Here is a 24936-nt window from a genome sequence, read left to right as displayed (position 1 = left end):
TGGTTTGGATATTAAAGTTGCATTAGTTGGTAATCCCAATACAGGTAAATCTACACTCTTTAACCGTTTAACGGGGTTAAATCAAAAAATCGGAAACTTTCCAGGCATTACTGTTGATAAAAAAACAGGATTTATGAAAATGCTTGATGGTAAACAGGCCGAAATTATAGATTTGCCTGGAACCTATAGCTTATATCCGAAAAGCAGCGATGAAAGTATCGTATTTCAGGTACTAGCCGACAAAGAAAACAGTAGTCATCCAGATGTTATTGTACTTATCGCTGACTCCTCAAACCTAAAACGCAACATGCTGTTGTACTCGCAGGTAGCCGATTTGGGTATTCCAATAATCTTAGCTTTAAACATGATTGATCTTGCCGAAAAACAAGGCATCAGTATTGATTTAAACAAGCTTTCAGAAAAATTAGGCATCCAGGTAGTATCCATTTCTGCAAGGAATAATATTGGTATCGACCGGTTGAAACAAGCCATCGCCAATACCACTAAGATTGCCACACAATTTCAAGATGTTGATGTGAACAGTTTAGCGCCTGCCGCAATCAACGCCATAAAATCGAAATTGAATTCTGATAATGATTACTTTGCCTTGCAGGTGTTGCATCAACACGAATATTTAACTTTCTTCAGCCCTCAAGAACAAGAAGAAATTGAACATATAGAACAATCGCACCATTTCGAATCGTCGAAAATTCAGGCAGCAGAAACCGTTGTTCGCTACCAACATTTGAGTAAAATTCTATCAGATGTAGTAACGGATAGCGGCAGGGCGCAAAAATTCTCTTTTAGCGATAAACTCGATGCAGTTTTAACCCACAAAGTTTGGGGTTTTGCCATTTTTCTACTGATTCTCTTTGTAATCTTTAACGCCATATTTGCATGGTCGGCCTACCCGATGGATTGGATTGAAAGTGGTTTTGGTTTCATCACTGAACTTGGTCACAAATATCTACCAGCAGGCATGCTTACCGATTTAGTACTCGATGGAATTATTGCTGGTTTAGGTGGAATATTCGTATTCATACCTCAAATTGCTATTCTATTTGCCTTTATTTCCATTTTAGAAGATACAGGCTATATGGCTCGTGTTACTTTCATGATGGATAAAATCATGAGTAAAGTGGGTTTAAACGGTAAATCTGTTGTACCCATGATTGGTGGTTTGGCCTGCGCAGTGCCTTCCATTATGGCCGCCCGAAATATCGAAAACTGGAAAGACAGAATGATTACCATTATGGTTACGCCATTGGTAAGTTGCTCCGCAAGGTTACCAGTTTACATTCTAATTATCTCATTAATTATCCCTTCAGAGAATGTATTAGGCATCTTCAACATGCAGGGTTTAGCGCTAATGATCATGTATTTGGTGGGTATCATTGCAGCGGTATTGGTTGCCTGGGTAATGAAAATCATTATTAAAACGAAAGAGCGGTCTTACTTCATCATGGAACTGCCCATTTACCGAATGCCAAGGTGGAAAAACGTTTTCTATACCATGTATGAGAAGTCGAAAACCTTTGTAATCGAAGCCGGGAAAGTGATTATTGCTATTTCTATTATCCTTTGGGTAATGGCGACATTTGGCCCCGGAGATCGCTTCGAAAACATTGATAAAAAATACGAATCAGCATTAGCAGATACGACTAAAAACACAACCCATATTGAAACATTAATCGCAACAGAAAAGCTCGAAAATTCTTATGTGGGCATTCTTGGGCATTGGATCGAACCTGCCATTCGTCCACTCGGTTACGATTGGAAAATCGGTATTGGGCTAATCACATCGTTTGCCGCCCGCGAAGCTTTTGTAGGTACAATGGCTACCATTTATAGCGTTGACGGTGGAGATGAAGATACCTCTACTATCCGTGAGCGCATGGCCGCATCAAAAAACACACGAACCAACTTGCCTGTTTATACTTTTGCAACTGGCGTATCGCTGATGTTGTTTTACGCTTTCGCAATGCAATGCATGAGTACCGTGGCTATTGTTTACCGCGAAACAAAGGGCTGGAAATGGCCTATCATTCAGTTGGTTTACATGACAGCCATGGCCTACTTTGCTGCACTCCTTGCTTATCAGTTGTTAAAGTAGCTTAATTTTTTCTCGACTGTCACCCTGAGCGAAGCCGAAAGGCCTTCTTATAAATATGATCATTAAGATTTGGAGAGCAAATTCCTCCATCTATTTATGTTTGTTCCCGCTTTCCGTTTTACTTTTCCCGAAGAAATTCGGGATTCGTGTTCACTGCAATCGGATCTAACTAACATGCAATTGTACTTCAATTGCCCATTTAATCGCAATTAATATAGGATTTCGAATCCTGCGCATGAGACTTCAGACTAAAGACTCCCAACTCCACATTAGCCCAACTCGATCTGCCTTTTAATGCTTTCTTCCAAAGAAATTAGCGTTTCTGTCCGTTGAATTCCATTAACCGCCTGAATTTCTTCGTTAAGCACATGGCGTAAATGATTCGTATCCCTACAAATAATTTTCGCGAACATACTATAAGATCCAGTGGTATAATGTAATTCTACCACCTCTTTGATTTTACATAATTGAGCAACAGCATCTTTATATTGTATTCCCTTCTCCAGGTAAATTCCTAAAAAAGCACAAATATCGTAACCCGCTTTCTGCGGATCGATAATCAGATGAGACCCTTTTATAATGCCCATCTCCTGCAATTTCTTCATTCTAACGTGGATTGTACCCCCAGATACGATTAAATCCTTGGCAATTTCCGTATAAGGTTTCGTTGCATCTTGCATTAACTGTTTCAATATATCGATATCGAGGTTGTCAATTTCTAAATTGGAATTGTCTTTTTTAAGCATATTTTTGAATTATGATAAGCGAATTTACAAATATTTATCAATATTATAAAAATAAAATTAAATGTTTAAAATATTTGCAAGGTATTGAGAGTTCTTTTACATTTGTATCAAGCAATTAACAAAAAGGGAACGTTCTTTCACAATTGCTGAACATAATGTAGGGTGGTGAAACAGGCAGACACACCTCCTTGTCTCGGTGGCGGAGAATAATGGGAAAACCAGCAATGGCTAACCACTCCTTGAAGGTTCGATTCCTTCCCCTACAGCGACTTAGTCCAGTCCTTAGTCAGTAGTCTTTAGACTCAGTACTTTCGACTCCAGACTGATGACTAAAATGTTGGGTGGTGAAATTGGCAGACACGCCTCCTTGTCTCGGTGGTGGGGAATAATGGGACAAACGCAGTTTATTGGGTTGACCACAATTAATTTTTTGAACTGTAGCTAACTACCCCTTGAAGGTTCGACTCCTTCCCCAACAGCATTTTTTATGAATAATAAGTTAGTTAATCGAGCAATCCTGGATAGGTTGCTCTTTTTCTTTTTTAGACTGTTTAGGTCGAAGTCGTCTTTATACTTATCCGGTGCCGATATTAAAATTGAGTTAATATTCAAATATTTCCTATATTTCGATCTATTGAAAGTGTTATACCACATTGATGAAAAAGAAAATCCAAATAAAAGATATAGCAAACGAATTAAATATATCCATCACTACCGTTTCTTTCGTGATCAATGGCAAAGCTCAAGAAAAAAATATAAGTAAAGCTGTTACTAAAAAGGTCCTTGATTTAGTCGAAAAATGGGGCTACCAGCCCAATACCCTTGCAAAGAGCTTGCGTACCGGAAAAACAAATGTAATTGGTTTTCTTGTCGACGATATTTCTGAACCTTTCTTTTCCCGTATAGCGCATCATTTAGATCAGAAAGCCTCTGAAAACGGATACAAGATTCTTTTCAGCAGTACGCACAACAGTTATGAAAAGGCTATCGAATTACTCCAGATATTTCGCGACCGGCATGTAGATGGATATATTATGGCCTTGCCAGAGGGATTTGAAGCGGAAACTAAAAAACTAATAGAAACCAATACTCCTGTTGTACTTTTTGATCGCTATGTGCCAGAACTGCAAACCGATTATGTGGTGATAGATAATGCAGGGGCAACCTTTAACGCTACACAACACCTGATTAATAACGGCTACCAAAATATTGGCTTTGTAACACTCGAAACAGATTTACAACAAATGGTTGATCGGTTAGCGGGTTATGAAAAAGCCATGGAGGAACATAAGCTTCCTGCTATTATCAAAAAGGTGAAATATCAACGTTCCGAATTAACTTCGATCGAACAAATGACAGCATTTTTTTCTTCGGAAAAGCAGCTTGATGCAGTAATTTTCTCTGCTAATTACATTTGCCTTGATGGCTTGCGAACGCTGAAACAAATGGAAATCTCACCTGCTTTAAAACCTGCTTTGCTATCTTTTGATGATTTTGAGCTACTCGAATTTTATACGCCACCTATAACTGCAGTTGCCCAGCCTGTACAGGAAATTGCAGAAAACCTGATGAAAATATTGCTTTCAAAACTGGAGTCGAAAGAACAGGAATTAGCTTTTAAGCAGATTGTGTTATCCACCAAATTAATCGAACGGGAATCTACCCTTCCAAAAAACCAGCATAAAAAAAGGGAATAAGATAGAACTTATTCCCTTTTTATTATTCTAATGATTGACAACCTAAACGGTCATTACATCTTTTTCCTTTGCTTCTGCATGCTTATCAACTTTAATGATATAAGCATCAGTTAATTTTTGCACTTCGGCTTCACCTGTCTTTATCTCATCGTCAGATACACCTTCTCCTTTTAACTTTTGTATTTTGGTATTTGCATCTTTGCGAATGTTACGAACGGTTATGCGTCCACGTTCTGCCTCTTCCTTTACTTTTTTAACCAGGTCTTTTCTACGTTCCTCAGTTAATGGTGGTACAACTAAACGAATTACAATACCATCATTTTGGGGGTTGATACCGATGTTTGCTACCTGAATAGCTTTTTCTATTGGCACTAATAACGATTTTTCCCAAGGCTGAATCACAATCGTTCTGGCATCAGGAGTGTTAATGCTAGATACTTGAGACAAGGCTGTTGAAGCACCATAATAATCTACAAAAATACCATCAAGCATTCCTGCAGAAGCCTTACCAGCTCTAATTTTAGTTAATTCTGATTCGCAATGATCGATAGCCTTATCCATAGAAGACTGGGCATCCATTAATTGCAATTGTATGAGTTCGTTCATAATATGTGTATTTCTACAAAAATAATAATTTAAGCTTTATTTCACCAAAGTACCAATGGGTTCTCCATTAGCAATTTTCATGAAATTACCGTGTTTATTCATATCAAACACAATAATAGGAACCTGGTTTTCTTCACATAAAGTAAAGGCAGTCATATCCATTACATTTAACCCTTTTGCATATACTTCTTTAAACGATATTTCATCGTATTTAGTCGCTAAAGGATCTTTTTCAGGATCTGCAGTGTAAATTCCGTCAACTCGTGTTCCTTTTAGAACTGCGTCTGCTTTAATTTCAATTGCCCTTAACGCAGCAGCAGAATCAGTAGTGAAGTATGGATTTCCTGTTCCGGCTCCAAAAATAACCACCCTACCTTTTTCCAAGTGGCGCACCGCTCTACGGCGAATAAATGGCTCACAAATTTGTTCCATTTTAATTGCAGTAAGCAAACGCGTTTTGATGCCCACTTTCTCTAACGCATCTTGCAATGCCATAGAGTTAATTACTGTAGCCAGCATGCCCATATAATCTGCTTGGGCTCTGTCCATTCCGCTTTTTTCAGCACTTAAACCTCTAAAAATATTCCCACCTCCAATTACGATTGCAATTTCTAAACCTTTATCGTGTACTGCTTTTATGTCTTCAGCATATTGTTTAACACGCTCATTGTCAATACCGTATTGTTTTTCGCCCATTAGCGATTCGCCGCTGAGCTTTAGTAGGATGCGTTTGTACTTCATGACCTCAAAAATAGGTAAATGTTTTAATGTTGGAAAGTATTAATGTTGAAACGTGAAATTAACTTTCTCTCCTTGAAATAAAATTTCCTTAACCTGAAGCAACTCATCTAAAATGATAAGATTTGCCGTGTAACCGACTTCAATTTTGCCAATATAATTCTGTAAACCCATAACTCTCGCAGGATATAGACTTGCCATCCTCAAGGCTTCGGGCAATTTAATATCGCAATGGTTTACGCAATTCTGTACCGCTTGTAACAACGTAATGTTTGAGCCCGATAATGTACCATCAGGCGTGATAAATTTATCGCCCTGCAACTGGTGTTGGTACGGACCAATATTGCAAGCTGTAACTGCATCGGTGATTAGAAACAAACGATTTTGCATTATTTTATGGCTCATTTTAATCACCTCAAAATCTACATGGCTACCATCTGCAATGATACTTGCCATTGCTGTGGGGTGATTAAATAAAGCAGTTGGCAAATTTGGCGCTCTATGATGAATTGATGGCATTGCATTAAACAAGTGAGTGGTAGTAGTTATGCCTTTATTATAAGCCTCAGTTGCTTGTTCAAAATTTGCATCGCTATGGCCCATAGATAGTACCACATGATGATCTAGTAATAGCTGAATCACATCATCATCTTGTAATTCTGGTGCGATAGTTGTCATTTTTACAACACCATCTGCATGCTCAAGTAATGCCTTAACCTCTTCAAAAGTTGCTTTTTTTATGAATTCGGCAATATGTGCGCCTCTTCGTTTCGCATTTAAATATGGGCCCTCTAAATGCAACCCCATAAAGCCTTTTGCCATTGGGCGATACGCCTTTGCAGCCTCAATTGCTTGATGAACAATTTCTGGAGAATTGGTGGCCACGCAAGCTAAAAAATTTGTAGTTCCCTTGCTGATTAAATCAGCATCCATTTGTGCTAAAGTTTCTGCTGTAGGAAATGCTGAAAACAAATTACCTCCACTCCCATAAATTTGTAATTCGATAAAGGCAGGAACAACATAGGCTCCATTTGCATCCAATATCTGGCATCCATTTGGAACTCCACTGGTGGAAATTTCTAAAATCTTTCCATCCTCTATAAATATAGTTTCACCTGAAACCTTATTATCGCTATCGAAATAACAACTATTAGTTACTGCTATCATACTTTGAATTAAAAATCATATGGTAAAAACCAGAATTTGAGTTTTGTTAAGAGTTTATTCTTAGATTTCGTAAATTTCTAAATTAATTATCAAAACATGAGTAAAAGGGAAAAGAAAAAAGCCTTAAATCCAACAAGAGTAGTAGATGATCAAACACCAGATGCTACAAACCTGGTTATCACTATTATCATCTCCCTTTATTTGTTGGTAGAATGTACCCCCAAGCTGCAAATTCAAGATCAAATGGGTATTCATTGGTTACTTCTTTCCATTCTAAACGGGGTTTCTCTTCTCTATATTTTTAGTAATAAATCTTTAATCGACACCATATCTCTAGCTACTTATTTGCGCAACGGCATATCCATCCTATACCTGATTTTTTTTGCTATTGCAGGAATTTCGTTGTTTGTTGCCATCAACCCAGTAGAAGGAATTGTTGTTTACAGTAGATTATTCACTTCCATTTTATGCTTTTTAGTTATTGGCATATTGCTAATGAAGCGATTACAAATACTTAAAAACATTGCATTAATCATTACCCTTATTGCAGCTTTTCAAGCATTTGAAACGGTAACTCAGTTTTATAGGGAAGTTGGAAAAATACCTATCGACACCCTTATTTATAATTTGCAAGGCACCAGTGGGAATAAAAATATATTCGCCGCAGCATTTGTAATTAAAATCCCCTTTATAATTTATTGCATTTTTACCAGGGAAGGATTTCTAAAATTCTTCTCGATTATTGGGCTAAGCCTATGTTTTTTCTCTCTATTTTTAATTAATGCCAGAAGCGCTTTTCTAGGTATATTTTTGAGCCTAATCATTTTAATAAGCACACTTGCTTATCTATACTGGAAAGAAAAGCAATTAAAGCAGTTTCTAGTTCGCTTTGCATTTATTGTTGTGGCATTTGTACTTCCATTTTTTATCAGCCAAAAAAGTTTGATGAATGCTACAAAAAACAAGTCTAATACTTATGGTACAGTAGCTTCAAGATTAAGCGGTATTGCTGATCAAACTTCAGAAAACTCAAACATTAGGTTAGCCTATTGGAAAGGAAGTTTGGAACTGATCAAAAAAAGCCCAATTCTTGGTGTAGGTTATGGCAATTGGAAAATTTACGCTCCTCTGTACACTAGCACCTTACTTAACGACAACATATTTTCCAAACATCCGCATAACGATTTCATTGAGATTGCTGGAGAAACGGGGATACCGAACTCCTTATTGTTTATCTCAATTTTTGCCTTGGCGCTATTGTTAACTATTAAAACTATTCGAAATAGTAATTCTAGTTTAAATACAAAAATAGTTGCCTCGATCGCTTTTGCTGCCTTAACAGGATATTTTGTAGATGCCTTTTTCAACTTCCCAGGAGAAAGACCTAATATCCAACTCCTTTTTGCCTTAGCATTAGCTATTCTTTTAACAAACTGGATGAGTTTAAAGCCAGCGAAAGATCTTCCCGCCAGCTTCGGATGGGTGAAAGGCTTTTCAATTATAATGTTGACGGTTTGTGCTGGGGCTGTTTATGTTAATGCCATGGTGTATACATCCTCCAAAGCTCAATACATAACAGACAATGATTTTGCCGCAATAGATAATATTCCAACTGCATTACCTAAGCTTAAGTTTGAGGAAGTAAAAAACATGTTTCCATCTATACCAAACATTGGTGAAAATTCTGAAACGATTGGATATAAAAAAGCCAGGTATCTGCACAAAGAAAAACGTTATGCAGAAGCTATCAAATTGTTAGATAGCGTACACAAACAAAGTCCGCACATTATTTATGACGACTATTTAAAATGCAATATCTATCTAGAAGAGAAAAAACTAGATAGTGCGTACAAATATGGAAAAAAGGCTTTTTATGCTAAACCTAGGCAATATTATTATTTTCGAATGGCTGCCTACTTAGCTATGGTACATAAAGATAATAGAGAGGTTGAGAAATTATTTAAAACCTACGATAGTTATAGACAAGATCAACAATCTTATTCTTATTACACTCAAGCACTCTACTACAGCGATTTCGACAAAGCAAAGCTATCAAAAATAGTAGGTGATGGACTTAAGAAATATCCGGCAGATACGACCATGGTCGAGTTAAAACGTTTCTTACCTTAATTTTAAATAGCTAAAATTAAAGCCAAAAAAAAGTCCCGATTTTCATCGGGACTTTTTAAATATTTGAAAAGCTTAAATTAAGCTCCTAATTGTACTCTTTTGAAAGCTGTTACAGTTAATCCTTTAGCCGTATTGTCTAAGAATTTACGAACATCCATTGAACCGTCTTTAACAAACTCTTGGTTTAATAAAGTACTGTCTTTGTAGAATTTGTTCAATTTACCAGCAGCGATTTTCTCAACCATTTCTTCTGGTTTACCTTCTTGACGAATTACGTCTTTAGCAATTTCGATTTCACGCTCAATAGTAGCAGGATCAACACCGTCTTTATCAACTGCAACCGGACTCATTGCAGCAATTTGCATTGCAACATCTTTACCAGCGTCAGTGATGTCAACACCATTAGCACCTTGGAATACTACCAAAACACCCATTTTACCGTTAGAGTGAATATAAGAAACGATTTTCTCGCCTGTTACATTTGCATACTCTTGGATAACGATTTTCTCGCCAATTTTACCAGTAAGTTCGGTTATAGTTTCTGCAACTGTACGTCCGTCTTCTAATTTAATTGCTTCTAACTCTTCTGCAGTAGCAGGATTGTTATCAACTGCAGCAGCTAAAACAGCCTGAGCAAGATTACGGAAATCCTCAACTTTAGAAACTGGTTCAGTTTCGCAAGCCAAAGCAACTAATTTACCATTTGTACCATCTGCTGAAACAGCGATTGATACCAAACCTTCAGATGTAGCATTACCAGAACGAGCGGCAGATACTTTTTGACCTTTTTTACGCAATAAATCAACAGCTGCTTCGAAATCGCCATTAGCTTCTACTAAAGCTTTTTTGCAATCCATCATACCAGCGCCAGTTTGTTGGCGTAGTTTATTTACATCAGCGGCAGTAATTTGTACTGTAGACATGTTTAAAAATTTTATAAGTTCCTTAAAATGTTAAAAGTTACAGGTTACAGGTTGCGGGATATACCTACAACTTATAACCTATAACTTATAACTTAATTATTCTTCTGTTTTAGTTTCTTCTGATGAAGGCGCTTCAGTTTCTGCTTCAGCAGTTACCTTTTTAGTAGTTGGTCTTTTTTCACCAGCTGCTCTAGGCTCTTTTGCTTCAGGAGCATCAGCTGCAACTTTCGCTGCTACTGCTTCTTTTTCAGCTTCATCATCTTTTTCGCGTTTGCGCTCATCTAAACCTTCTTCAATAGCTTTGATAATTACATCAGTAATTAAAGAGATTGATTTCGTAGCATCATCATTCGCTGGAATAGGGAAATCGATGTTAGAAGGATCAGAGTTTGTATCAACCATCGCAAAAGTTGGGATGTTTAATTTCAATGCTTCAGTTACTGCAATGTGTTCTTTCTTAACATCAATTAAGAATAAAGCTGCAGGTAAACGGTTTAAATCAGCAATACCACCTAAAAGTGATTCTAATTTAATACGCTCACGTTGAATCATCAAACGCTCTTTTTTAGAAAGTATCGAATAAGTACCATCTTTAGTCATTTTATCGATGGTAACCATCTTTTTAATTGACTTACGCACGGTAGCGAAGTTAGTTAACATACCACCTAACCAACGCTCGGTTACGAAAGGCATGTTTACTTTTTTAGCTTGCTCAGCTACGATTCCCTTTGCTTGTTTTTTTGTTGAAACAAATAATACTTTACGTCCTGATTTTACGATTTGTTTAATTGCAGCCGCAGCTTCTTCAGTTTTAGTTAAAGTTTTATTTAAATCTATAATGTGAATTCCATTACGCTCCATGAAAATGTAAGGAGCCATTTTTGGATTCCATTTACGGGTAAGGTGACCAAAGTGTACACCTGCATCCAATAAGTCTTGATAAGTTGTTCTTGCCATTGTTCTTGCCTCCTGTGATTAACGTTTACTGAATTGGAATTTCTTACGAGCTTTAGCACGTCCTGGTTTTTTACGCTCAACCATACGCATATCACGCGTCATTAGGCCTTTAGCACGTAATGCAGGTTTTTTCTCCGCATCTAGTTCAACAATCGCTTTAGCAATAGCTAAACGAACAGCTTCTGCTTGTCCTTTTACTCCACCACCTTGAACATTTACAGTGATATCGTAACGGCCAGTAAGCTCAGAAACTTCTAAACTTTGGTTTACGATATATTGCAAAGGTAAAGTTGGGAAATAAACTTTGTGATCTTTACCGTTAACGGTAATTGCTCCAGCACCATCTTTTAAGTAGATGCGTGCAACAGCTGTTTTTCTTCTTCCTGAAGTGTTAGTAACTGACATTTCTTAAAGTTTAATGGTTTTTGGAGATTGAGCTGCATGAGGGTGAGTTTCACCAGCATACACAAAAAGATTGGTGTAAAGTTTTTTACCCAATTTAGTTTTCGGTAACATACCACGTACCGCTTTCTCGATTACACGTTGAGGGTGTTTCGCCATTAACTCCTTAGGAGAAATAAAACGCTGACCACCTGGATAACCAGTATAAGAAACATATTGCTTTTCGCTGAATTTGTTTCCTGTCAATTTAACCTTGTCTGCATTGATAACAATAACATTATCTCCGCAGTCTACGTGTGGGGTGTACTCAGGCTTGTTTTTACCACGGATGATCATAGCGATCTTCGATGACAAGCGCCCCAAAATCTCGCCTTGTGCATCAACAACAATCCACTGTTTGTTAACAGTTTTCGCATTGGCAGAGACAGTTTTGTAACTTAACGTATTCACTTGCTTGTATTTAATTTATTAAACAATTTATTATTCCCATTAAATTTGGGACTGCAAAGATAGATAGAAAACTTTTATTATCAAATAGTTGAAGAGAAAAAAGTTGAATGTTATAAGTTAAAGGTTGAAAGTCTAAACGCCACAAGGGATAATTCCCCTATTTTAGAGGGGTACCTGAAAGGCGGGGTGTTTTTTAGTGATTTGGAAAGCAATAACAGTAGCTCTTTTGTTCGCTTCGTCCCGCCTTTTGTTTGCAATCTTTTTTGTTAATTCGATAGCCTTTCAAATTTCCGTCATTGCGAGGAGGAACGATGAAGCAATCTCATTTGTTCAGTTCAACAAAAAAGGATTTACACTGCAATCGGGTTTGTAGAACTTTGGCTTGCAATCCTATTAATGTGAACTTGCCAATATCTACAAAATCATCAGGCTTATCACCAGTTTATTTTATAAGCTGTTCTTTCTTTTTGATTAGTTCAAGTAAAAACATTTGGCAAATAGGTTCTTCCCCCTCTTCCAATCTTTGAGGTCACAAATTGTGACCTCAAAGATTGCCATTCGCTTTCGGTAAGTTGAAACATAAAATTTTCAGGAAATCGTTCTATATTTCTACGAATACTTTGATTTAAGACTTTCGTTTCAACTCCATAGAGTTCTGCCAAATCACTATCGAGCATCAATTTATGCCTACGTATTTCATAAATTTTGTTTAGTAAAATATCTTCAGGGATGATAGAAAGCATTTGTTTAACTGTCATATCAATATTGGAATTAAATTGAATATACAAATCGATTTGGTTTTAAGAGAGCAATGTGCAGCCGTAAAAAAACTAAAATTATCTATGCTCTTACTTTGCTTGAAAATCCTAATGGAAAACAAAAAATTAGAAATTCTTCTTTACATTGGTGCATCTAAAAAACATCTTACACTATAACTTATGTTCAACATCGAATTTCTATCTTCATTAAGCAAGAAAACTGAACTGCTAAACCGTAGTAGTTTTGATGTACAAAATTTTTGCAAAAACATTGATTGGCTACAAGAATGGAAGAGTTATTATCACGCCTACCGCAGCGATGAGCATATCAATTATGAAGATTATTGGTATTTGGATATATCCGATGAGGTTAATATGCGAAACCTTAATGTTTCTTCCAATTATATAGACGAAAGGAAACTGCATGAGGAAAATTTAAACCTGCTCGTAACCTTTTCTTGGTATCATCTTGAGAAAAACGGTTGGTTTACTAAATTAATTACCGGCAAAACAGAGAAGAAAGTTTGGGAAGCTAGACATGCAGATGTCGTGCTTGTGAAGGATCTACCGCAAATTGTGAAATATTTTGTAGAAGGAAACTTAGTGCAGCTTAATTTAATATTACCGAATGAAGGTGAGTATCAATTCGATAAACACTAAAACCTTGAACTCTTTTTAATCCTTCCGCACATGATCGGCTAATTTATAGCCAGCGCTATTCGGATTCTTATCCTCTAAACAAATCAGGATAATCAATGAAATAATCGGGATTAAAAATGATATCGAAAACCAAAACCAGAAATTCCTGCCAGTTCGTTTGGCTAAAAAACCGGCTAGCAATTGTGGCGACAACAATAACCCAAGTACAATTGTGCCTACTATAATTTCAGGCATGGTTTTGTTTATTGCTTTTGTGGATCAAGCGGGGGTGCAGAAAGTAATCCTTTGATATCGCTTTCAACCTCTTCTTCTTCGCCTTTTTTCTTTTTCTTCTTTTTATCTTTATTCGCTTTACCGCTCAAGCGCTCTTCGATAACTTTATCGTATTCAGTTTGCTGTTCGCCTTTTAACACGTTTCGGATATTTTTCGAAGTTTCGTTCTGTAGTTTATAAAATTTATCTACATCCTCATCTCTGGAGTTGCCCGCTTGTTGTCTTTTAATTAAATCGGCTTGTTCCTTAGCCTGATTATAGGTAAAGCGATAAATTACACTCTTTTGAGTATCATTCAGCTTCAATCTTTTATCCAAATCCTCCACATTTTTCTTCGCAATTTCATCTGGTGTTGGCATCTTATTCTGCTGTGCATTTGCCAAAACTACCACCCCAATCACTAAAAAAAATAAAAATATAATCTTCTTCATTTTGAATATTTTACAGTGGCGAAGTTACTTATTTATCTTAAAACAAGAAAGTCTCGATTTCCATCGAGACTTTCAAAATTTATCATAAGTGAAAACCTATAAAGCTTTTTTATAAAGTTCAGCAACAGCATCCCAGTTAACAGCATTCCAAATAGCCGCTAAATAATCAGGACGTTTGTTTTGATATTTTAAATAATAAGCATGCTCCCAAACATCGATGCCGAAAATTGGCGTACCTTTCACTTCAGCAACATCCATTAAAGGGTTATCTTGATTTGGAGTAGAAGAAACTTGAAGTTTTTTATCAGCACCAACTGATAACCAAGCCCAACCAGAACCGAAACGAGTTGCACCAGCATCTTGCAATTTAGTTTTTAGTTCAGCAAATGAACCAAATGTATCATTGATTGCTTTAGCTAAATCGCCAGTTGGCTCCCCACCTTTATTCGGACCTAAAACTTTCCAAAACAATGAGTGATTATAATGACCACCGCCATTGTTTCTTACTGCTGCAGGATATTTTGAAATGTTTTTAACAATTTCATCAATACTTAAACTTGCCTCAGGTTTACCTTCAACAGCTTTATTTAAGTTGGTAACATAAGCTTGATGATGTTTATCATGGTGAATTTCCATGGTAGTTTTATCAATATGCGGTTCTAATGCGTCGGTTGCGTACGGTAACGCAGGTAATTCAAAAGCCATAGTATTATGTTTTTAGATTTTAAAATGTTTCTGTAGCAAATATAACATTAGTAGGTTAAGATTTGTTCATGTAAATATCATCAAATCGTTTCCTTTCGATTCGTGATCAAAGAAATTGGAAGGATTTAAGCTTTGCAAAAGTTATCTGATTATCAAATTTACTAAACTCTAAATTTTAACTATCGCTTTTTAACAAAGAAATCCTTCATTAGATTTGCGGCTTCATCTGCCAAAACGCCACCTTTAAGTTCAGTTTTAGGATGCAGTAAATTTGCATTCTTTGAAATGAAACCACGCTTTTCTTCCCGGGCTCCGTATACAATTCTGCTGATTTGGGTCCAATAACTTGCGCCAGCGCACATTACACAAGGCTCGATGGTAACGTATAAAGTACAATCTCGAAGGTATTTGCCACCCAGGGTTTGAGCCGCCGAAAGTAAAAGCTTGCATTTCCGCATGCGCAGTTACATCGTTAAACTTTTCGGTTAAATTATAACCTCGCCCAACGATTCGGTTCTTGCTCACCACAATCGCACCAATAGGGATTTCATCTTCGGCCAACGCCTTTTTAGCTTCCTCCAAAGCCAGTTTCATGTAGTGAATATCTTCTGCTTCTGGGTTGGTTTCTTCGAAATTATAAAAACTCATACGGCAAATATAGTTTAATGTTTAGCTGATCTAAGGCCAACTCCCCAGCAGATTTCACAGAAAAGAATCGCAGATCTGGTTAAACCTCAATATGCATTAACTATCTGCGAAAATCAGCGTTGTTTATCATCTTAAATCTGCGGGCAAATAATTGCAGCATTAAATCAGTTTACTACCATTCGGAACCTTTTTATCAACAGCTGTTAAAACAATATCCCCATTTTCATCAGCGAAACCCGTTACTAAAAATTCAGACATAAACTTGCCAATCTGTTTCTTTGGAAAATTTATGACTCCTACAATTTGCCTTCCCGGTAATTCATCTAAGGTATAATGTTTAGTAATCTGTGCACTACTGGTTTTTATACCGAGTTCTCCAAAATCTACTCTCAATTTATAGGCTGGCCTGCGTGCTTCTGGAAACTCAAGGGCTTCCAGTACCGTTCCAACTCTCAAATCGACCTTTTCAAAATCATCCCAAGTAATTTGTTGCATAAGTTTGGTTTTTTTGCTTTAGTCTGCTAAGTTAATAAATACTGTATAATGTAGTTTCGGTTAAAAAATACAGCAAGATTCAAACGGTTGCATCGACCGTGGATAACCTTTTCACGGAACTTTAGAGTTGTTTTGGGTAGATTTTTGGAAATAATTTGCGAATTATAATTTAACAACTATCTTTATGCAACCGTTTGCATAACCAGATATTAATTTAATCAAAACAAATGTATTTATTAGGTATTGATCTTGGCACTTCGTCTATAAAAGTTGCAGTTGTAGAAGTGGCTAGTCAAAAATGTGTGGCAACAGCACAATATCCTGAACAAGAAACAGAGATAAAATCGGTTAAACCCGGGTGGGCTGAACAATCTCCATTAGATTGGTGGCACAATACGCAGCAAGCGATTTTAAAACTAAATGCGACCAAGTTATTCGATCCTAAAAATATTGCAGCCATTGGCATTGCCTATCAAATGCATGGTTTAGTGGTGGTAGACCGGGATCAAAATGTTTTGCGTGATAGTATTATCTGGTGTGATAGCAGGGCAGTTGAAATTGGCGAAAAAGCTTTTGACAAAATCGGACATGAAAAGGCTTTGAGTAGTTTGCTAAATTCGCCCGGAAATTTTACCGCATCAAAACTTGCCTGGGTAAAAGAAAACGAACCTGATATTTATCAAAAAATTGATAAAATAATGTTGCCAGGAGATTTCATTGCGATGAAATTAACTGGAGATATAACCACTAGCATATCAGCTTTATCAGAGGGGATTTTTTGGGATTTTCAGAAACACGAAATTTCCAAAGATGTGATCGATTGTTATGGATTAGATGACAGCATTATTCCAGAAGTAAATCAACTTTTTTCTTCTCACGGCCTTTTAAAGGAAGGCATTGCAAGGTTACTAGGACTAACACCCGGAATTCCTGTAGCTTATAAAGCTGGAGATCAGCCAAACAATGCGCTTTCGCTAAATGTGCTAAAACCTGGAGAAGTAGCAGCAACAGCCGGAACATCAGGCGTAATTTATGGTGTGAGCGAGAGCTTAACCTATGATAAACAATCCCGTGTAAATACGTTCGCCCATGTAACTTATTCTTTATCGGAAAAAAATACAGGTGTTTTGCTTTGTATTAATGGAACAGGAAGCATGTACCGCTGGGCGAAACACACTTTTGCGCCAAAATCAACTTATCAGGAATTAAACAATCTGGCCAGTCAGGCACCAATCGGGAGTAAGGGTTTGAAAGTTTTACCCTTCGGAAACGGGGCTGAACGTATGTTAAACAACAAATATACTGGCGCCCAACTCTTAGGTATCGATTTGAATACTCACAATCTATCAGATATTTTTCGGGCAGTTCAAGAAGGTATCGCTTTTTCTTTCAGGTATGGTCTGGATATCATGCGAGAGAACGGCATGACTCCAAAAGTAATTAGAGCAGGGCGGGCAAACCTTTTTTTAAGCGATGTTTTTGCACAAACCTTTGTTGATGTTACCGGAGTAGCCGTAGAACTTTATGAAAACGACGGAAGTGTTGGGGCGGCATTGGGAGCCGGCATTGGTGCGGGGATTTTCAAAACTGCAGAAGAAGCCTTCACCCAACATGAAGTGATTAAAACCTTAACTCCAAAAAATTCGGAAAAATATGAACCCATTTATCAGGAGTGGAAAGAAATATTAATTAAAGCATTAAAGTAGAATCACATAAAAAGATCACAATGACAAAAGTAGTAACAGGATCAAAAGAATTTTTCAAAGGCATCGATCAAATTCAGTTCGAAGGATTAGAAAGCGATAATCCATTAGCCTTTAGATGGTATGACGCAAATAAAATTGTGGCTGGCAAAACCATGAACGAGCACTTCAAATTTGCCTGTGCCTACTGGCATTCGTTCAACGGAAATGGAGCTGACCCATTCGGTGGTGCAACACATGTTTTCCCTTGGGATGAAAAAAGTGACGCTGTAGAAAGGGCTAAAGACAAAATGGATGCAGCGTTCGAGTTTATCACTAAAATGCAATTGCCTTACTATTGTTTTCACGATGTGGATGTGGTTGATTATGGTGACAACGTTGCGGAAAATGAACGTAGACTGCAAGCTTTAGTTGAATATGCAAAACAAAAGCAAGCAGATAGCGGCGTAAAATTATTATGGGGAACAGCAAATTTGTTTAGCCACAAACGCTACATGAACGGCGCTTCAACCAATCCAGATTTTCATGTTTTGGCGCATGGCGCTGCACAAGTTAAAGCAGCTTTAGATGCTACAATTGCACTCGGCGGCGAAAACTATGTTTTCTGGGGTGGAAGAGAAGGCTACATGAGCTTGCTTAACACCAACATGAAACGCGAGCAGGAACATTTGGCTAAGTTTTTACACACTGCAAAAGATTATGCCCGCAAACAAGGTTTTAAAGGAACTTTCTTCATCGAGCCTAAGCCATGTGAGCCATCTAAACACCAATATGATTATGACGCTGCAACCGTTAAAGGCTTTTTGCAGGAATATGATTTGTTAAAAGATTTTAAATTAAACCTGGAGGTAAACCATGCTACTTTGGCTGGACATACTTTCCAGCATGAGTTACAGGTTGCAGTAGATAATGGGTTATTGGGTTCTATTGATGCCAATCGAGGCGATTACCAAAATGGATGGGATACGGATCAATTCCCGAATGACATTAATGAATTAACCGAATCGATGCTGGTTATTTTAGAAGGTGGCGGTTTACAAGGTGGCGGCGTGAATTTCGACGCAAAAATCCGTCGTAACTCTACTGATGCAAAAGATTTGTTTTATGCACATGTTGGTGGAATGGATATTTTTGCCAGAGCATTAATTACAGCAGATGCCATTCTTCAAAAATCAGATTACAAAAAGGTAAGAGCAGATCGTTATGCTTCATTCGATAGCGGAAAAGGGGCTGAATTTGAACAAGGGAAGTTAAGTTTAGAAGATTTACGAAACTACGCTGCCGAAAATGGAGAGCCTGAAGTACGCAGTGGTAAACAAGAATATCTAGAAAATTTAATCAACAGATATATATAAAATCTTGCGAATAGAAATAATAAATGTCTTAATAACATTTTTAAATCAAATAAATTGAAATTTAATTTATGATTTTATTACATTTAGCCTTCTAAACCAAATAACTTATCTTAAATGAAAGTAACAGATTACATTATTTTTCTAGCCTATTTTGCGCTTGTAGCAATTTATGGTTTCTGGATTTACCACCGTAAAAAGCAAGCTCAAATGAGCAGTAAGGATTATTTCCTTGCGGAAGGATCGCTTACGTGGTGGGCAATTGGAACGTCGTTAATTGCCTCTAACATTAGTGCAGAGCAATTTGTGGCCATGAGTGGCGATGGATTTAAAATGGGATTGGCCATTTCTACCTACGAGTGGATGGCTGCTGCAACACTGGTTATTGTAGCAACATTTTTTATCCCGGTATATCTTAAAAATAAGATTTACACCATGCCGCAATTCTTAAGTCAGCGATACAATGGTACCGTTGCCATGATTATGGCGGTGTTTTGGTTGTTATTATATGTGGTAGTAAACTTAACGTCTATCCTCTATCTTGGTGCATTGGCCGTAAGTAGTATATCTGGTATAGGTTTCTGGTATTGCATGACAGGTTTAGCAGTCTTCGCCGTTATAATCGCTTTAGGCGGTATGAAGGTAATCGGTTATACCGACGTTATCCAAGTTGCATTTTTGATTTTTGGTGGTTTAGCTACAACTTATTTAGCATTAAACCTGGTGAGTGATCACTTCGGTGGCGATGGTGTGTTAGATGGTTTAGCATTTTTAAGAGAAAAAGCACCAGATCACTTCCACATGATTTTCAAAAAGGATAGTGCCAATTACGCTTCTTTACCAGGTATGACCGTTTTGTTGGGTGGTATGTGGATTGTAAACTTAAACTACTGGGGTTGTAATCAGTACATCACTCAACGTGCTTTAGGTGCCGATTTAAAAACAGCCAGAGCGGGTATATTATTTGCCGCATTTTTAAAGTTGTTGATGCCTTTAATAGTTGTTTTACCAGGTATTGCAGTATATATGTTGTATCAAGAAAAAACAGGTATTGATGTAAATTCGATGATGCCTGGTGGCGAACTTCGCCCGGATAGAGCCTATCCAACACTGCTTAACATTTTACCTACAGGCTTAAAAGGATTATCATTTGCGGCTTTAACCGCAGCAATTGTGGCTTCATTGGCTGGTAAAATTAATAGTATATCTACCATTTATACATTAGATATTTTCAAGAAACACATTCAAAAAGAAGCTTCTGAAAAGACTTTGGTGAGAACAGGAAGAATGGTTGTAATTATTGCAATGGCTATTGCAGTTGCTATATCTCCTTTCCTGGGTATTGATAAAAAAGGTGGATTTGAGTTTATTCAGGAATATACAGGATTTGTAAGTCCTGGTATTTTCGCCATGTTTATTCTTGGTTTCTTCTGGAAAAAAACGACCTCGAATGCAGCATTGTTCGCTACTATTGGCGGTTTCGGTTTATCAGTATTATTAAAATTCTTACCAGGAATGATGGATTTATCATTCTTGCATGACTTTGGTTTCTCTGTAGCAAATGCAGAAGGGGTTTACGAAATTCCTTTCTTAGATAGAATGGGCTTTGTATTTGTAATCTGTATTGTAGTGATGTTTACCATCAGTATGATTGAAAACAAAAAAGGCGATAAATCAAATGGTTTAGAGATAGATAGCAGCATGTTTAAGGTTGATCCAGGATTTGCAGTGGGATCTTTACTGGTTTGCGGAATATTAGTAGCACTTTACTCTATCTTTTGGTAGATGTGAAGTATTGATTTGAGAACGGCCTTCTGGATAAACCAGAAGGCCGTTTTTGTTTAATTGAAAATTGATAACTTTATGTTGGCTTGTAAACGATTAACGCTTTGGGTTTCGCGTTAACGATTGCAGCGGCATCCCCCGATTTTTCATCGGGGATATAGCGGAAAGCGTGTTAAAACGCCCTAATAAATTTATTATCTATGAAAGCACCAGATTATTATCAGCCAATTATGCCTTACCTATTGGTAAAGGATGCAGAAAGATTTATTAACTTTTTGAAGGTTGTATTTGATGCAGATATCAGGTTGATTGTTCCAAGAGAAGATGGAACGGTGATGCATGCTGAAGCCGTAATAGATAAGGGAACAATCATGTTCGCAAATGCGAATGAAAATTATCCATCATTCCCTGCCGGCATGTTTATTTTTTCTCCACGGGCAATTGCATTTTATGAGCAGGCGATCGCTTATGGAGCAAAATCAGTACAAGAACCCGACAGAAGAGAATATGGCTTAAGTGCAGGCTTTGAAGATAAATGGGGAAATGTATGGTGGGTTACTGTTCCTGACTAGGATAAATTATTGTCCACAAGGGCCATCGGGAATTTCCTTACTAATTTTAATCACCTTAGTAACTACCAAAGTAGAATCGAAATCTGCAGAAACTGTTGAAGTATCAGATTTTGCAATGTATCCCTCCAGCTCCACATATACCGGCTCGTAAGGTTTTTCGAAACCTAAGTTGCTGTAAGAGAGCTCTAAATTTTTAACGCTATCTGTAACCCAATATTCTCTCCCATCTTCACAAAGGGTGAAGGATTTCATTTCAGGCCCAAAACTATAGAGCCCTTTAACAATCTTCAATTTACTTTTTCCACCCTCAGCCTTTTCTGTTCTATTACAAGCGGTAACCGCCACGCCAAGGAGCACAACAAATACAAATGCTTGTTTAAATAATCTCATCCTATATATTTTGATTAATCTGATCTATCCTTTTAACACTAAGATTTGATGACAAAGCAGATGCCAAAAATGAAAAAGTGCCCACTGTGATAAATACTAAAATAAAGTCTTTCCACTTCAGTGCGATAGGATAGGAATTCACCAAAGTTCCTTCGCCCATTTTGATTAGACCAAATGTATGTTGAACATAATAAAAGCCGATACCAATTAAAAGACCAAATACACAGCCTGACATGGTGATCATCATTCCTTCCAGTAAAAAGATACGTTTTATAAGTTTTTTGCTTGCGCCTAAACTACTTAAAATAGCTATATCTTTTACTTTATCTATAACCAACATGGTTAGGGAGCCAACAATATTAAATATAGCAATTATTAAAATAAATGTTAAGATAATGTATACCATACTTTTTTCTGAATTGAAAATATGATGCAGAGAACTATTTTGTTCTGCCCTATTTTTTACCACGAAAGCAGTTCCAAGCTTTTCAGCGATCTGATCTTTATAACTATCTACATCAACATTCGGATTGAAATCAATTTCGATGGCAGAAACATTTTTACTTTCATCAAGTAGTTCTCTAGCAAAAGCGAGGGGAACGATAATGCCATTATCAAACTCTTGCTGTACCTCAAATACGCCACTTACGCGAATACTTTTAGCAATAAAATCATCTGTAGGATTTAAAGAGTTTACCGAAATATCTTTCTTGGGCGAATAAATTTCCAATTCGGTAAAGGGATCTAACGTATTTACTGCCAAATAACTTTGCAATGCAGAACCCATCACACCATTAAAGCCACTTTTATTTTGTAGGACAAACCTACCTTCTTTGATGGTACTATCTAATTTTGTGTTTTTCAAGTAATCGGCACTTACACCTTTAACCAAGCCCACAGCCTGTTTATCATTATATTTTAAAAGCGCCTTCTCTTGTAACACCTCTGAGAAAGCATAAACATCTTTGCTTTTCTTTAATGCATTAAAATAGGCCGTATTTGGATCGAAGGTTTTTCCCTTGGCCGGTGTAATGGCTATTTGAGGTGTAATGGTATCAAACATACCCAGCACTACCGTTTCTAAACCATTAAAAACCGAAAGGATAATAATCAAAGCGGCGCTACCCACCATAACACCAACCATTGATATGCCCGATATCAGGTTAATGGCATTGGTAGACTTTTCCGCAAACAAGTAACGTTTAGCAATATATAGCGCTGTATTCACCGGGTAAAGATAGTTATTAAATGATTGAAGGCTTAGAGAGTAAAGGAGACTATAAATCTATTCTGCATTTTAAAAAAAAGGATTGTGTTGTTTTTCGAAACCAATAGTTGTGGCAGGACCATGCCCTGGGTAAACCTTAGTTTCATCGGGTAAAACGAAAAGTTTTGATGAAATGTTTTGAATTAGTTGCTGATGATTTCCTCCAGGCAAATCTGTTCTTCCTATGCTTCCATAAAATAATACATCGCCACCTATCAAAACCGCATCAGCTTTGCTATAAAAACATAAATGTGCAGGCGAGTGCCCTGGAGCAAAAATTAATGCTAATGTGCTATCTCCGAAAGCGACGGTTCCGGTTTCAGGCAAAAACTCATCTGGTAAGGGCGAAACTTCATATTTACCAAAACCCATAGACGGCGCATAACTCGGCACCGCTTCCAGCACCTGCAGTTCACCTTTGTGAAATTTTGGCTTTAAACCATATGTATCAAATACAAACTTGTTCCCGAATACATGATCGAGATGACAATGTGTATTTAACAACAAAACTGGTTTAAGATTTTCTTGCTTAACAAAAGCTGTTAATTCATTTTGCTCATAACCTTCGTACATGCCTGGATCGATGATCACACATTCTTTGGTTTCATCATAAAGAACATAGGTGTTTTCACTGTAAGCGTTGAATGTGAATGTTTTTACGGTAATCATAGGTTGCTGTGAATAAAATTAGAGATATCAATAATAACATATTCTGGAATATTTGCTGGAATATTATACTCTGTTGGAATACTTAACTTACCCTCTCCCTCAGTGAAAGAATGATTGAGCTTTGGATAGCTCTTGATCACTACATTTTTGGATTTTCCAATTGCCTTTTTCCAGATATTGAGATCGGTTATGGTAACCTGATAATCTCTCTCACCTTGTAAGATTAATATAGGCAACTTTAATCTTTTCGCTGTTAAAACTTGATTTCGCTTATTAAGCTCAGTAAAGTAGCTTGCATTTGCTCCTAAAAGCACTTTATTTTGGTTCTTTATCGTGTCGGCATGAGCAATTTCTGCCGCTAGTTTTAAGTTTTGCTCCAGTGTTGCAGAATCCTTTATTAAGTAGCGAAATTGTTCGTTCAGCATTTCACCAATCGTTCGGGCAGGAGCTGCCAACATTATAATTCCCGACAATAACTTATTGTTTAAAGCAATTTCTGGGGCCAGTTGTGCGCCTAAACTATGTCCCAGCAAACCAATTTTTTTTGGGTTTACTTTATCTAATTTCTGAGCGAACAAAATTGCAGATGTAGCATCATCGACTACCTCATCCTTCACCCCAATATTTTGCCCATCAGCAGTCGATTTTTTGCCATAAATACGTGTGCGTTTATCATACCTTATTGTTGCAACTCCTTTCGCTGCCAAACCTAAAGCCAAATCGCGAAATGGCTTTAAGTTGCCAGTTTGCTCATCCATATTTTGAGGACCAGAACCATGAATTAATACCACAACAGGATAATTTTCACCTACTTTTGGTCGTGTTAACAAACCTGGTAATCTGAATTCTCCAGTTTCTATAGCTATACTTTCTTCCAGATAACTATCCTTTTTCACATAATTGGGATCAGTATACTTGGTAATATAGTTCTCGGCTGTGGTAAAAAGTCCGGTTATTTTATTTTCATTATTTATTGTTAAAGCGAAAACTGGCTTTGCCCGATCAAAAGCAACGGTAAGAAGTACATATTTTACATTCTTTTGAGTGTAAGGACTTGTTTTAATTACTGATTTAAAATCGCCGTAACTCGTTAGAAATTGCCTTTGTAACAATTTAATCTGTTCAAAACTTACTTTTGATTGAAACTCATTATCGAAGTAAGGGTAGGCTTTCTCTATATCTCCACCAATAAAAAAGTTGAAAAATTGATTGGCCTGTACCAGCGTACTATCTAATTGTGAATAGGCAGTTCGAGTAATCAGGAATAAGCCGATAATAAGTAAAGGAATTTTACGCATA

At 37.1% G+C, this 24936-nt stretch carries 25 protein-coding genes, 2 tRNA genes and 1 pseudogene; 10 read left to right on the top strand and 18 right to left on the bottom strand.

Annotation, left to right across the window (positions count from 1 at the left end):
* The first annotated feature begins 4 nt into the window (after nt 1-4).
* Nucleotides 5-2113, top strand: coding sequence for a ferrous iron transport protein B (gene feoB, locus ACZZZC_RS03175; RefSeq protein WP_463484804.1), 2109 nt, complete (start codon nt 5-7; stop codon nt 2111-2113).
* 269 nt (nt 2114-2382) lie between these two features.
* On the opposite strand, the gene ACZZZC_RS03170 is transcribed toward feoB, so the two are convergent.
* On the bottom strand, nt 2383-2859 hold the full coding sequence (locus ACZZZC_RS03170) for an Lrp/AsnC ligand binding domain-containing protein (RefSeq protein ID WP_463484803.1): 477 nt from the start codon (nt 2857-2859) through the stop codon (nt 2383-2385).
* Between the two features lie 156 nt (nt 2860-3015).
* Between ACZZZC_RS03170 and ACZZZC_RS03165 the strand changes: the two genes are divergently transcribed.
* The 3 genes from ACZZZC_RS03165 (at nt 3016) to ACZZZC_RS03155 (ending at nt 4556) form a co-directional block, all read left to right on the top strand.
* Nucleotides 3016-3125 (top strand) — tRNA-Asp (locus ACZZZC_RS03165).
* Nucleotides 3126-3194: 69 nt separating this feature from the next.
* A tRNA-Asp gene (locus ACZZZC_RS03160) sits at nt 3195-3338 on the top strand.
* A gap of 177 nt (nt 3339-3515) precedes the next feature.
* Nucleotides 3516-4556, top strand: coding sequence for a LacI family DNA-binding transcriptional regulator (locus tag ACZZZC_RS03155; protein ID WP_463484802.1), 1041 nt, complete (start codon nt 3516-3518; stop codon nt 4554-4556).
* Between the two features lie 42 nt (nt 4557-4598).
* On the opposite strand, the gene frr is transcribed toward ACZZZC_RS03155, so the two are convergent.
* From frr to nagA, 3 genes are read right to left on the bottom strand one after another with little or no spacing between them, the layout of a single operon-like run.
* Nucleotides 4599-5162 carry a ribosome recycling factor gene (frr, locus tag ACZZZC_RS03150; protein ID WP_463484801.1) on the bottom strand — a complete coding sequence of 188 codons (564 nt, stop codon included), beginning with the start codon at nt 5160-5162 and terminating at the stop codon, nt 4599-4601.
* Between the two features lie 36 nt (nt 5163-5198).
* Complete coding sequence (pyrH, locus tag ACZZZC_RS03145; RefSeq protein WP_265799678.1) at nt 5199-5903, bottom strand: UMP kinase; 705 nt, start codon at nt 5901-5903, stop codon at nt 5199-5201.
* 39 nt (nt 5904-5942) lie between these two features.
* Nucleotides 5943-7067: an N-acetylglucosamine-6-phosphate deacetylase gene (nagA, locus tag ACZZZC_RS03140; protein WP_463484800.1), complete on the bottom strand. Its 1125-nt coding sequence runs from the start codon at nt 7065-7067 to the stop codon at nt 5943-5945.
* Nucleotides 7068-7163: 96 nt separating this feature from the next.
* On the opposite strand from nagA, the gene ACZZZC_RS03135 reads away from it, so the two are divergent.
* On the top strand, nt 7164-9197 hold the full coding sequence (locus tag ACZZZC_RS03135) for an O-antigen ligase family protein (RefSeq protein ID WP_463484799.1): 2034 nt from the start codon (nt 7164-7166) through the stop codon (nt 9195-9197).
* 77 nt (nt 9198-9274) lie between these two features.
* Here the strand turns inward: ACZZZC_RS03135 and tsf are convergent, their stop codons facing one another.
* The 5 genes from tsf to ACZZZC_RS03110 form a co-directional block, all read right to left on the bottom strand.
* A complete protein-coding gene (tsf, locus tag ACZZZC_RS03130; protein WP_463484798.1) occupies nt 9275-10120 on the bottom strand; it encodes a translation elongation factor Ts in 846 nt (281 codons plus the stop codon).
* 96 nt (nt 10121-10216) lie between these two features.
* Nucleotides 10217-11077 carry a 30S ribosomal protein S2 gene (rpsB, locus tag ACZZZC_RS03125; protein ID WP_056848141.1) on the bottom strand — a complete coding sequence of 287 codons (861 nt, stop codon included), beginning with the start codon at nt 11075-11077 and terminating at the stop codon, nt 10217-10219.
* Between the two features lie 18 nt (nt 11078-11095).
* Nucleotides 11096-11482, bottom strand: a complete 387-nt coding sequence (rpsI, locus tag ACZZZC_RS03120; RefSeq protein WP_055913282.1) for a 30S ribosomal protein S9 — start codon at nt 11480-11482, stop codon at nt 11096-11098.
* A gap of 3 nt (nt 11483-11485) precedes the next feature.
* A complete protein-coding gene (gene rplM / locus ACZZZC_RS03115) occupies nt 11486-11929 on the bottom strand; it encodes a 50S ribosomal protein L13 (RefSeq protein WP_010602007.1) in 444 nt (147 codons plus the stop codon).
* 476 nt (nt 11930-12405) lie between these two features.
* Nucleotides 12406-12687 (bottom strand): ORF6N domain-containing protein, encoded by a 282-nt coding sequence (locus ACZZZC_RS03110; RefSeq protein ID WP_463484797.1) that lies wholly within the window; start codon nt 12685-12687, stop codon nt 12406-12408.
* A 180-nt stretch (nt 12688-12867) separates the two neighbouring features.
* Between ACZZZC_RS03110 and ACZZZC_RS03105 the strand changes: the two genes are divergently transcribed.
* Nucleotides 12868-13347 carry a hypothetical protein gene (locus ACZZZC_RS03105; protein WP_463484796.1) on the top strand — a complete coding sequence of 160 codons (480 nt, stop codon included), beginning with the start codon at nt 12868-12870 and terminating at the stop codon, nt 13345-13347.
* Between the two features lie 15 nt (nt 13348-13362).
* Here ACZZZC_RS03105 and ACZZZC_RS03100 read toward each other — a convergent pair whose 3' ends face one another.
* The 5 genes and pseudogenes from ACZZZC_RS03100 to ACZZZC_RS03080 all read right to left on the bottom strand — a co-directional run bounded on the left by ACZZZC_RS03100 (nt 13363) and on the right by ACZZZC_RS03080 (nt 15899).
* Entirely contained in the window at nt 13363-13581 is a 219-nt protein-coding gene (locus tag ACZZZC_RS03100) for a hypothetical protein (protein WP_463484795.1), read from the bottom strand.
* A gap of 8 nt (nt 13582-13589) precedes the next feature.
* Nucleotides 13590-14051, bottom strand: a complete 462-nt coding sequence (locus ACZZZC_RS03095; protein WP_463484794.1) for a hypothetical protein — start codon at nt 14049-14051, stop codon at nt 13590-13592.
* A gap of 96 nt (nt 14052-14147) precedes the next feature.
* Nucleotides 14148-14756, bottom strand: coding sequence for a superoxide dismutase (locus tag ACZZZC_RS03090; RefSeq protein WP_463484793.1), 609 nt, complete (start codon nt 14754-14756; stop codon nt 14148-14150).
* 179 nt (nt 14757-14935) lie between these two features.
* A pseudogene (locus ACZZZC_RS03085) lies at nt 14936-15404 on the bottom strand (nucleoside deaminase).
* A gap of 159 nt (nt 15405-15563) precedes the next feature.
* Nucleotides 15564-15899, bottom strand: a complete 336-nt coding sequence (locus ACZZZC_RS03080; RefSeq protein WP_463484791.1) for a tRNA-binding protein — start codon at nt 15897-15899, stop codon at nt 15564-15566.
* A gap of 227 nt (nt 15900-16126) precedes the next feature.
* Here ACZZZC_RS03080 and ACZZZC_RS03075 point away from each other — a divergent pair, with 227 nt between their 5' ends.
* The 4 genes from ACZZZC_RS03075 (at nt 16127) to ACZZZC_RS03060 (ending at nt 21311) form a co-directional block, all read left to right on the top strand.
* Nucleotides 16127-17605 (top strand): xylulokinase, encoded by a 1479-nt coding sequence (locus ACZZZC_RS03075; protein ID WP_463484790.1) that lies wholly within the window; start codon nt 16127-16129, stop codon nt 17603-17605.
* A gap of 20 nt (nt 17606-17625) precedes the next feature.
* Complete coding sequence (gene xylA, locus ACZZZC_RS03070) at nt 17626-18957, top strand: xylose isomerase (protein ID WP_463484789.1); 1332 nt, start codon at nt 17626-17628, stop codon at nt 18955-18957.
* A gap of 114 nt (nt 18958-19071) precedes the next feature.
* Complete coding sequence (locus tag ACZZZC_RS03065; RefSeq protein ID WP_463484788.1) at nt 19072-20739, top strand: sodium/sugar symporter; 1668 nt, start codon at nt 19072-19074, stop codon at nt 20737-20739.
* A 200-nt stretch (nt 20740-20939) separates the two neighbouring features.
* Nucleotides 20940-21311, top strand: a complete 372-nt coding sequence (locus ACZZZC_RS03060; protein ID WP_463486597.1) for a VOC family protein — start codon at nt 20940-20942, stop codon at nt 21309-21311.
* Between the two features lie 6 nt (nt 21312-21317).
* Here ACZZZC_RS03060 and ACZZZC_RS03055 read toward each other — a convergent pair whose 3' ends face one another.
* From ACZZZC_RS03055 to ACZZZC_RS03040, 4 genes are all read right to left on the bottom strand, one after another.
* Nucleotides 21318-21701 (bottom strand): hypothetical protein, encoded by a 384-nt coding sequence (locus ACZZZC_RS03055; RefSeq protein WP_463484786.1) that lies wholly within the window; start codon nt 21699-21701, stop codon nt 21318-21320.
* 1 nt (nt 21702) lies between these two features.
* A complete protein-coding gene (locus ACZZZC_RS03050) occupies nt 21703-22929 on the bottom strand; it encodes an ABC transporter permease (RefSeq protein ID WP_463486596.1) in 1227 nt (408 codons plus the stop codon).
* Nucleotides 22930-22998: 69 nt separating this feature from the next.
* On the bottom strand, nt 22999-23637 hold the full coding sequence (locus tag ACZZZC_RS03045; RefSeq protein WP_463486595.1) for an MBL fold metallo-hydrolase: 639 nt from the start codon (nt 23635-23637) through the stop codon (nt 22999-23001).
* Nucleotides 23634-24935 carry an alpha/beta hydrolase gene (locus tag ACZZZC_RS03040; protein ID WP_463486594.1) on the bottom strand — a complete coding sequence of 434 codons (1302 nt, stop codon included), beginning with the start codon at nt 24933-24935 and terminating at the stop codon, nt 23634-23636. The genes ACZZZC_RS03045 and ACZZZC_RS03040 overlap by 4 nt, the downstream gene beginning before the upstream one ends.
* Nucleotide 24936 lies beyond the last annotated feature (1 nt).

The sequence above is a fragment of the Pedobacter sp. AC212 genome, from assembly GCF_979258625.1.
Note: the sequence above shows the minus strand (reverse complement) of the source record. Positions and strands in the feature narration are given on the sequence as shown.

What these genes read in the sequence shown, in the direction of transcription:
- ACZZZC_RS03135 (WP_463484799.1), top strand. Translation starts at nt 7,164, where the DNA reads ATGAGTAAAAGGGAAAAGAAAAAAGCCTTAAATCCAACAAGAGTAGTA.
- pyrH (WP_265799678.1), bottom strand. Translation starts at nt 5,903, where the DNA reads ATGAAGTACAAACGCATCCTACTAAAGCTCAGCGGCGAATCGCTAATG.
- frr (WP_463484801.1), bottom strand. Translation starts at nt 5,162, where the DNA reads ATGAACGAACTCATACAATTGCAATTAATGGATGCCCAGTCTTCTATG.
- ACZZZC_RS03110 (WP_463484797.1), bottom strand. Translation starts at nt 12,687, where the DNA reads ATGACAGTTAAACAAATGCTTTCTATCATCCCTGAAGATATTTTACTA.
- ACZZZC_RS03055 (WP_463484786.1), bottom strand. Translation starts at nt 21,701, where the DNA reads ATGAGATTATTTAAACAAGCATTTGTATTTGTTGTGCTCCTTGGCGTG.
- ACZZZC_RS03060 (WP_463486597.1), top strand. Translation starts at nt 20,940, where the DNA reads ATGAAAGCACCAGATTATTATCAGCCAATTATGCCTTACCTATTGGTA.
- ACZZZC_RS03100 (WP_463484795.1), bottom strand. Translation starts at nt 13,581, where the DNA reads ATGCCTGAAATTATAGTAGGCACAATTGTACTTGGGTTATTGTTGTCG.
- ACZZZC_RS03090 (WP_463484793.1), bottom strand. Translation starts at nt 14,756, where the DNA reads ATGGCTTTTGAATTACCTGCGTTACCGTACGCAACCGACGCATTAGAA.
- ACZZZC_RS03105 (WP_463484796.1), top strand. Translation starts at nt 12,868, where the DNA reads ATGTTCAACATCGAATTTCTATCTTCATTAAGCAAGAAAACTGAACTG.
- xylA (WP_463484789.1), top strand. Translation starts at nt 17,626, where the DNA reads ATGACAAAAGTAGTAACAGGATCAAAAGAATTTTTCAAAGGCATCGAT.
- rpsI (WP_055913282.1), bottom strand. Translation starts at nt 11,482, where the DNA reads ATGTCAGTTACTAACACTTCAGGAAGAAGAAAAACAGCTGTTGCACGC.
- ACZZZC_RS03080 (WP_463484791.1), bottom strand. Translation starts at nt 15,899, where the DNA reads ATGCAACAAATTACTTGGGATGATTTTGAAAAGGTCGATTTGAGAGTT.
- ACZZZC_RS03095 (WP_463484794.1), bottom strand. Translation starts at nt 14,051, where the DNA reads ATGAAGAAGATTATATTTTTATTTTTTTTAGTGATTGGGGTGGTAGTT.
- ACZZZC_RS03170 (WP_463484803.1), bottom strand. Translation starts at nt 2,859, where the DNA reads ATGCTTAAAAAAGACAATTCCAATTTAGAAATTGACAACCTCGATATC.
- nagA (WP_463484800.1), bottom strand. Translation starts at nt 7,067, where the DNA reads ATGATAGCAGTAACTAATAGTTGTTATTTCGATAGCGATAATAAGGTT.
- ACZZZC_RS03065 (WP_463484788.1), top strand. Translation starts at nt 19,072, where the DNA reads ATGAAAGTAACAGATTACATTATTTTTCTAGCCTATTTTGCGCTTGTA.
- tsf (WP_463484798.1), bottom strand. Translation starts at nt 10,120, where the DNA reads ATGTCTACAGTACAAATTACTGCCGCTGATGTAAATAAACTACGCCAA.
- ACZZZC_RS03040 (WP_463486594.1), bottom strand. Translation starts at nt 24,935, where the DNA reads ATGCGTAAAATTCCTTTACTTATTATCGGCTTATTCCTGATTACTCGA.
- ACZZZC_RS03045 (WP_463486595.1), bottom strand. Translation starts at nt 23,637, where the DNA reads ATGATTACCGTAAAAACATTCACATTCAACGCTTACAGTGAAAACACC.
- rpsB (WP_056848141.1), bottom strand. Translation starts at nt 11,077, where the DNA reads ATGGCAAGAACAACTTATCAAGACTTATTGGATGCAGGTGTACACTTT.
- ACZZZC_RS03155 (WP_463484802.1), top strand. Translation starts at nt 3,516, where the DNA reads ATGAAAAAGAAAATCCAAATAAAAGATATAGCAAACGAATTAAATATA.
- ACZZZC_RS03075 (WP_463484790.1), top strand. Translation starts at nt 16,127, where the DNA reads ATGTATTTATTAGGTATTGATCTTGGCACTTCGTCTATAAAAGTTGCA.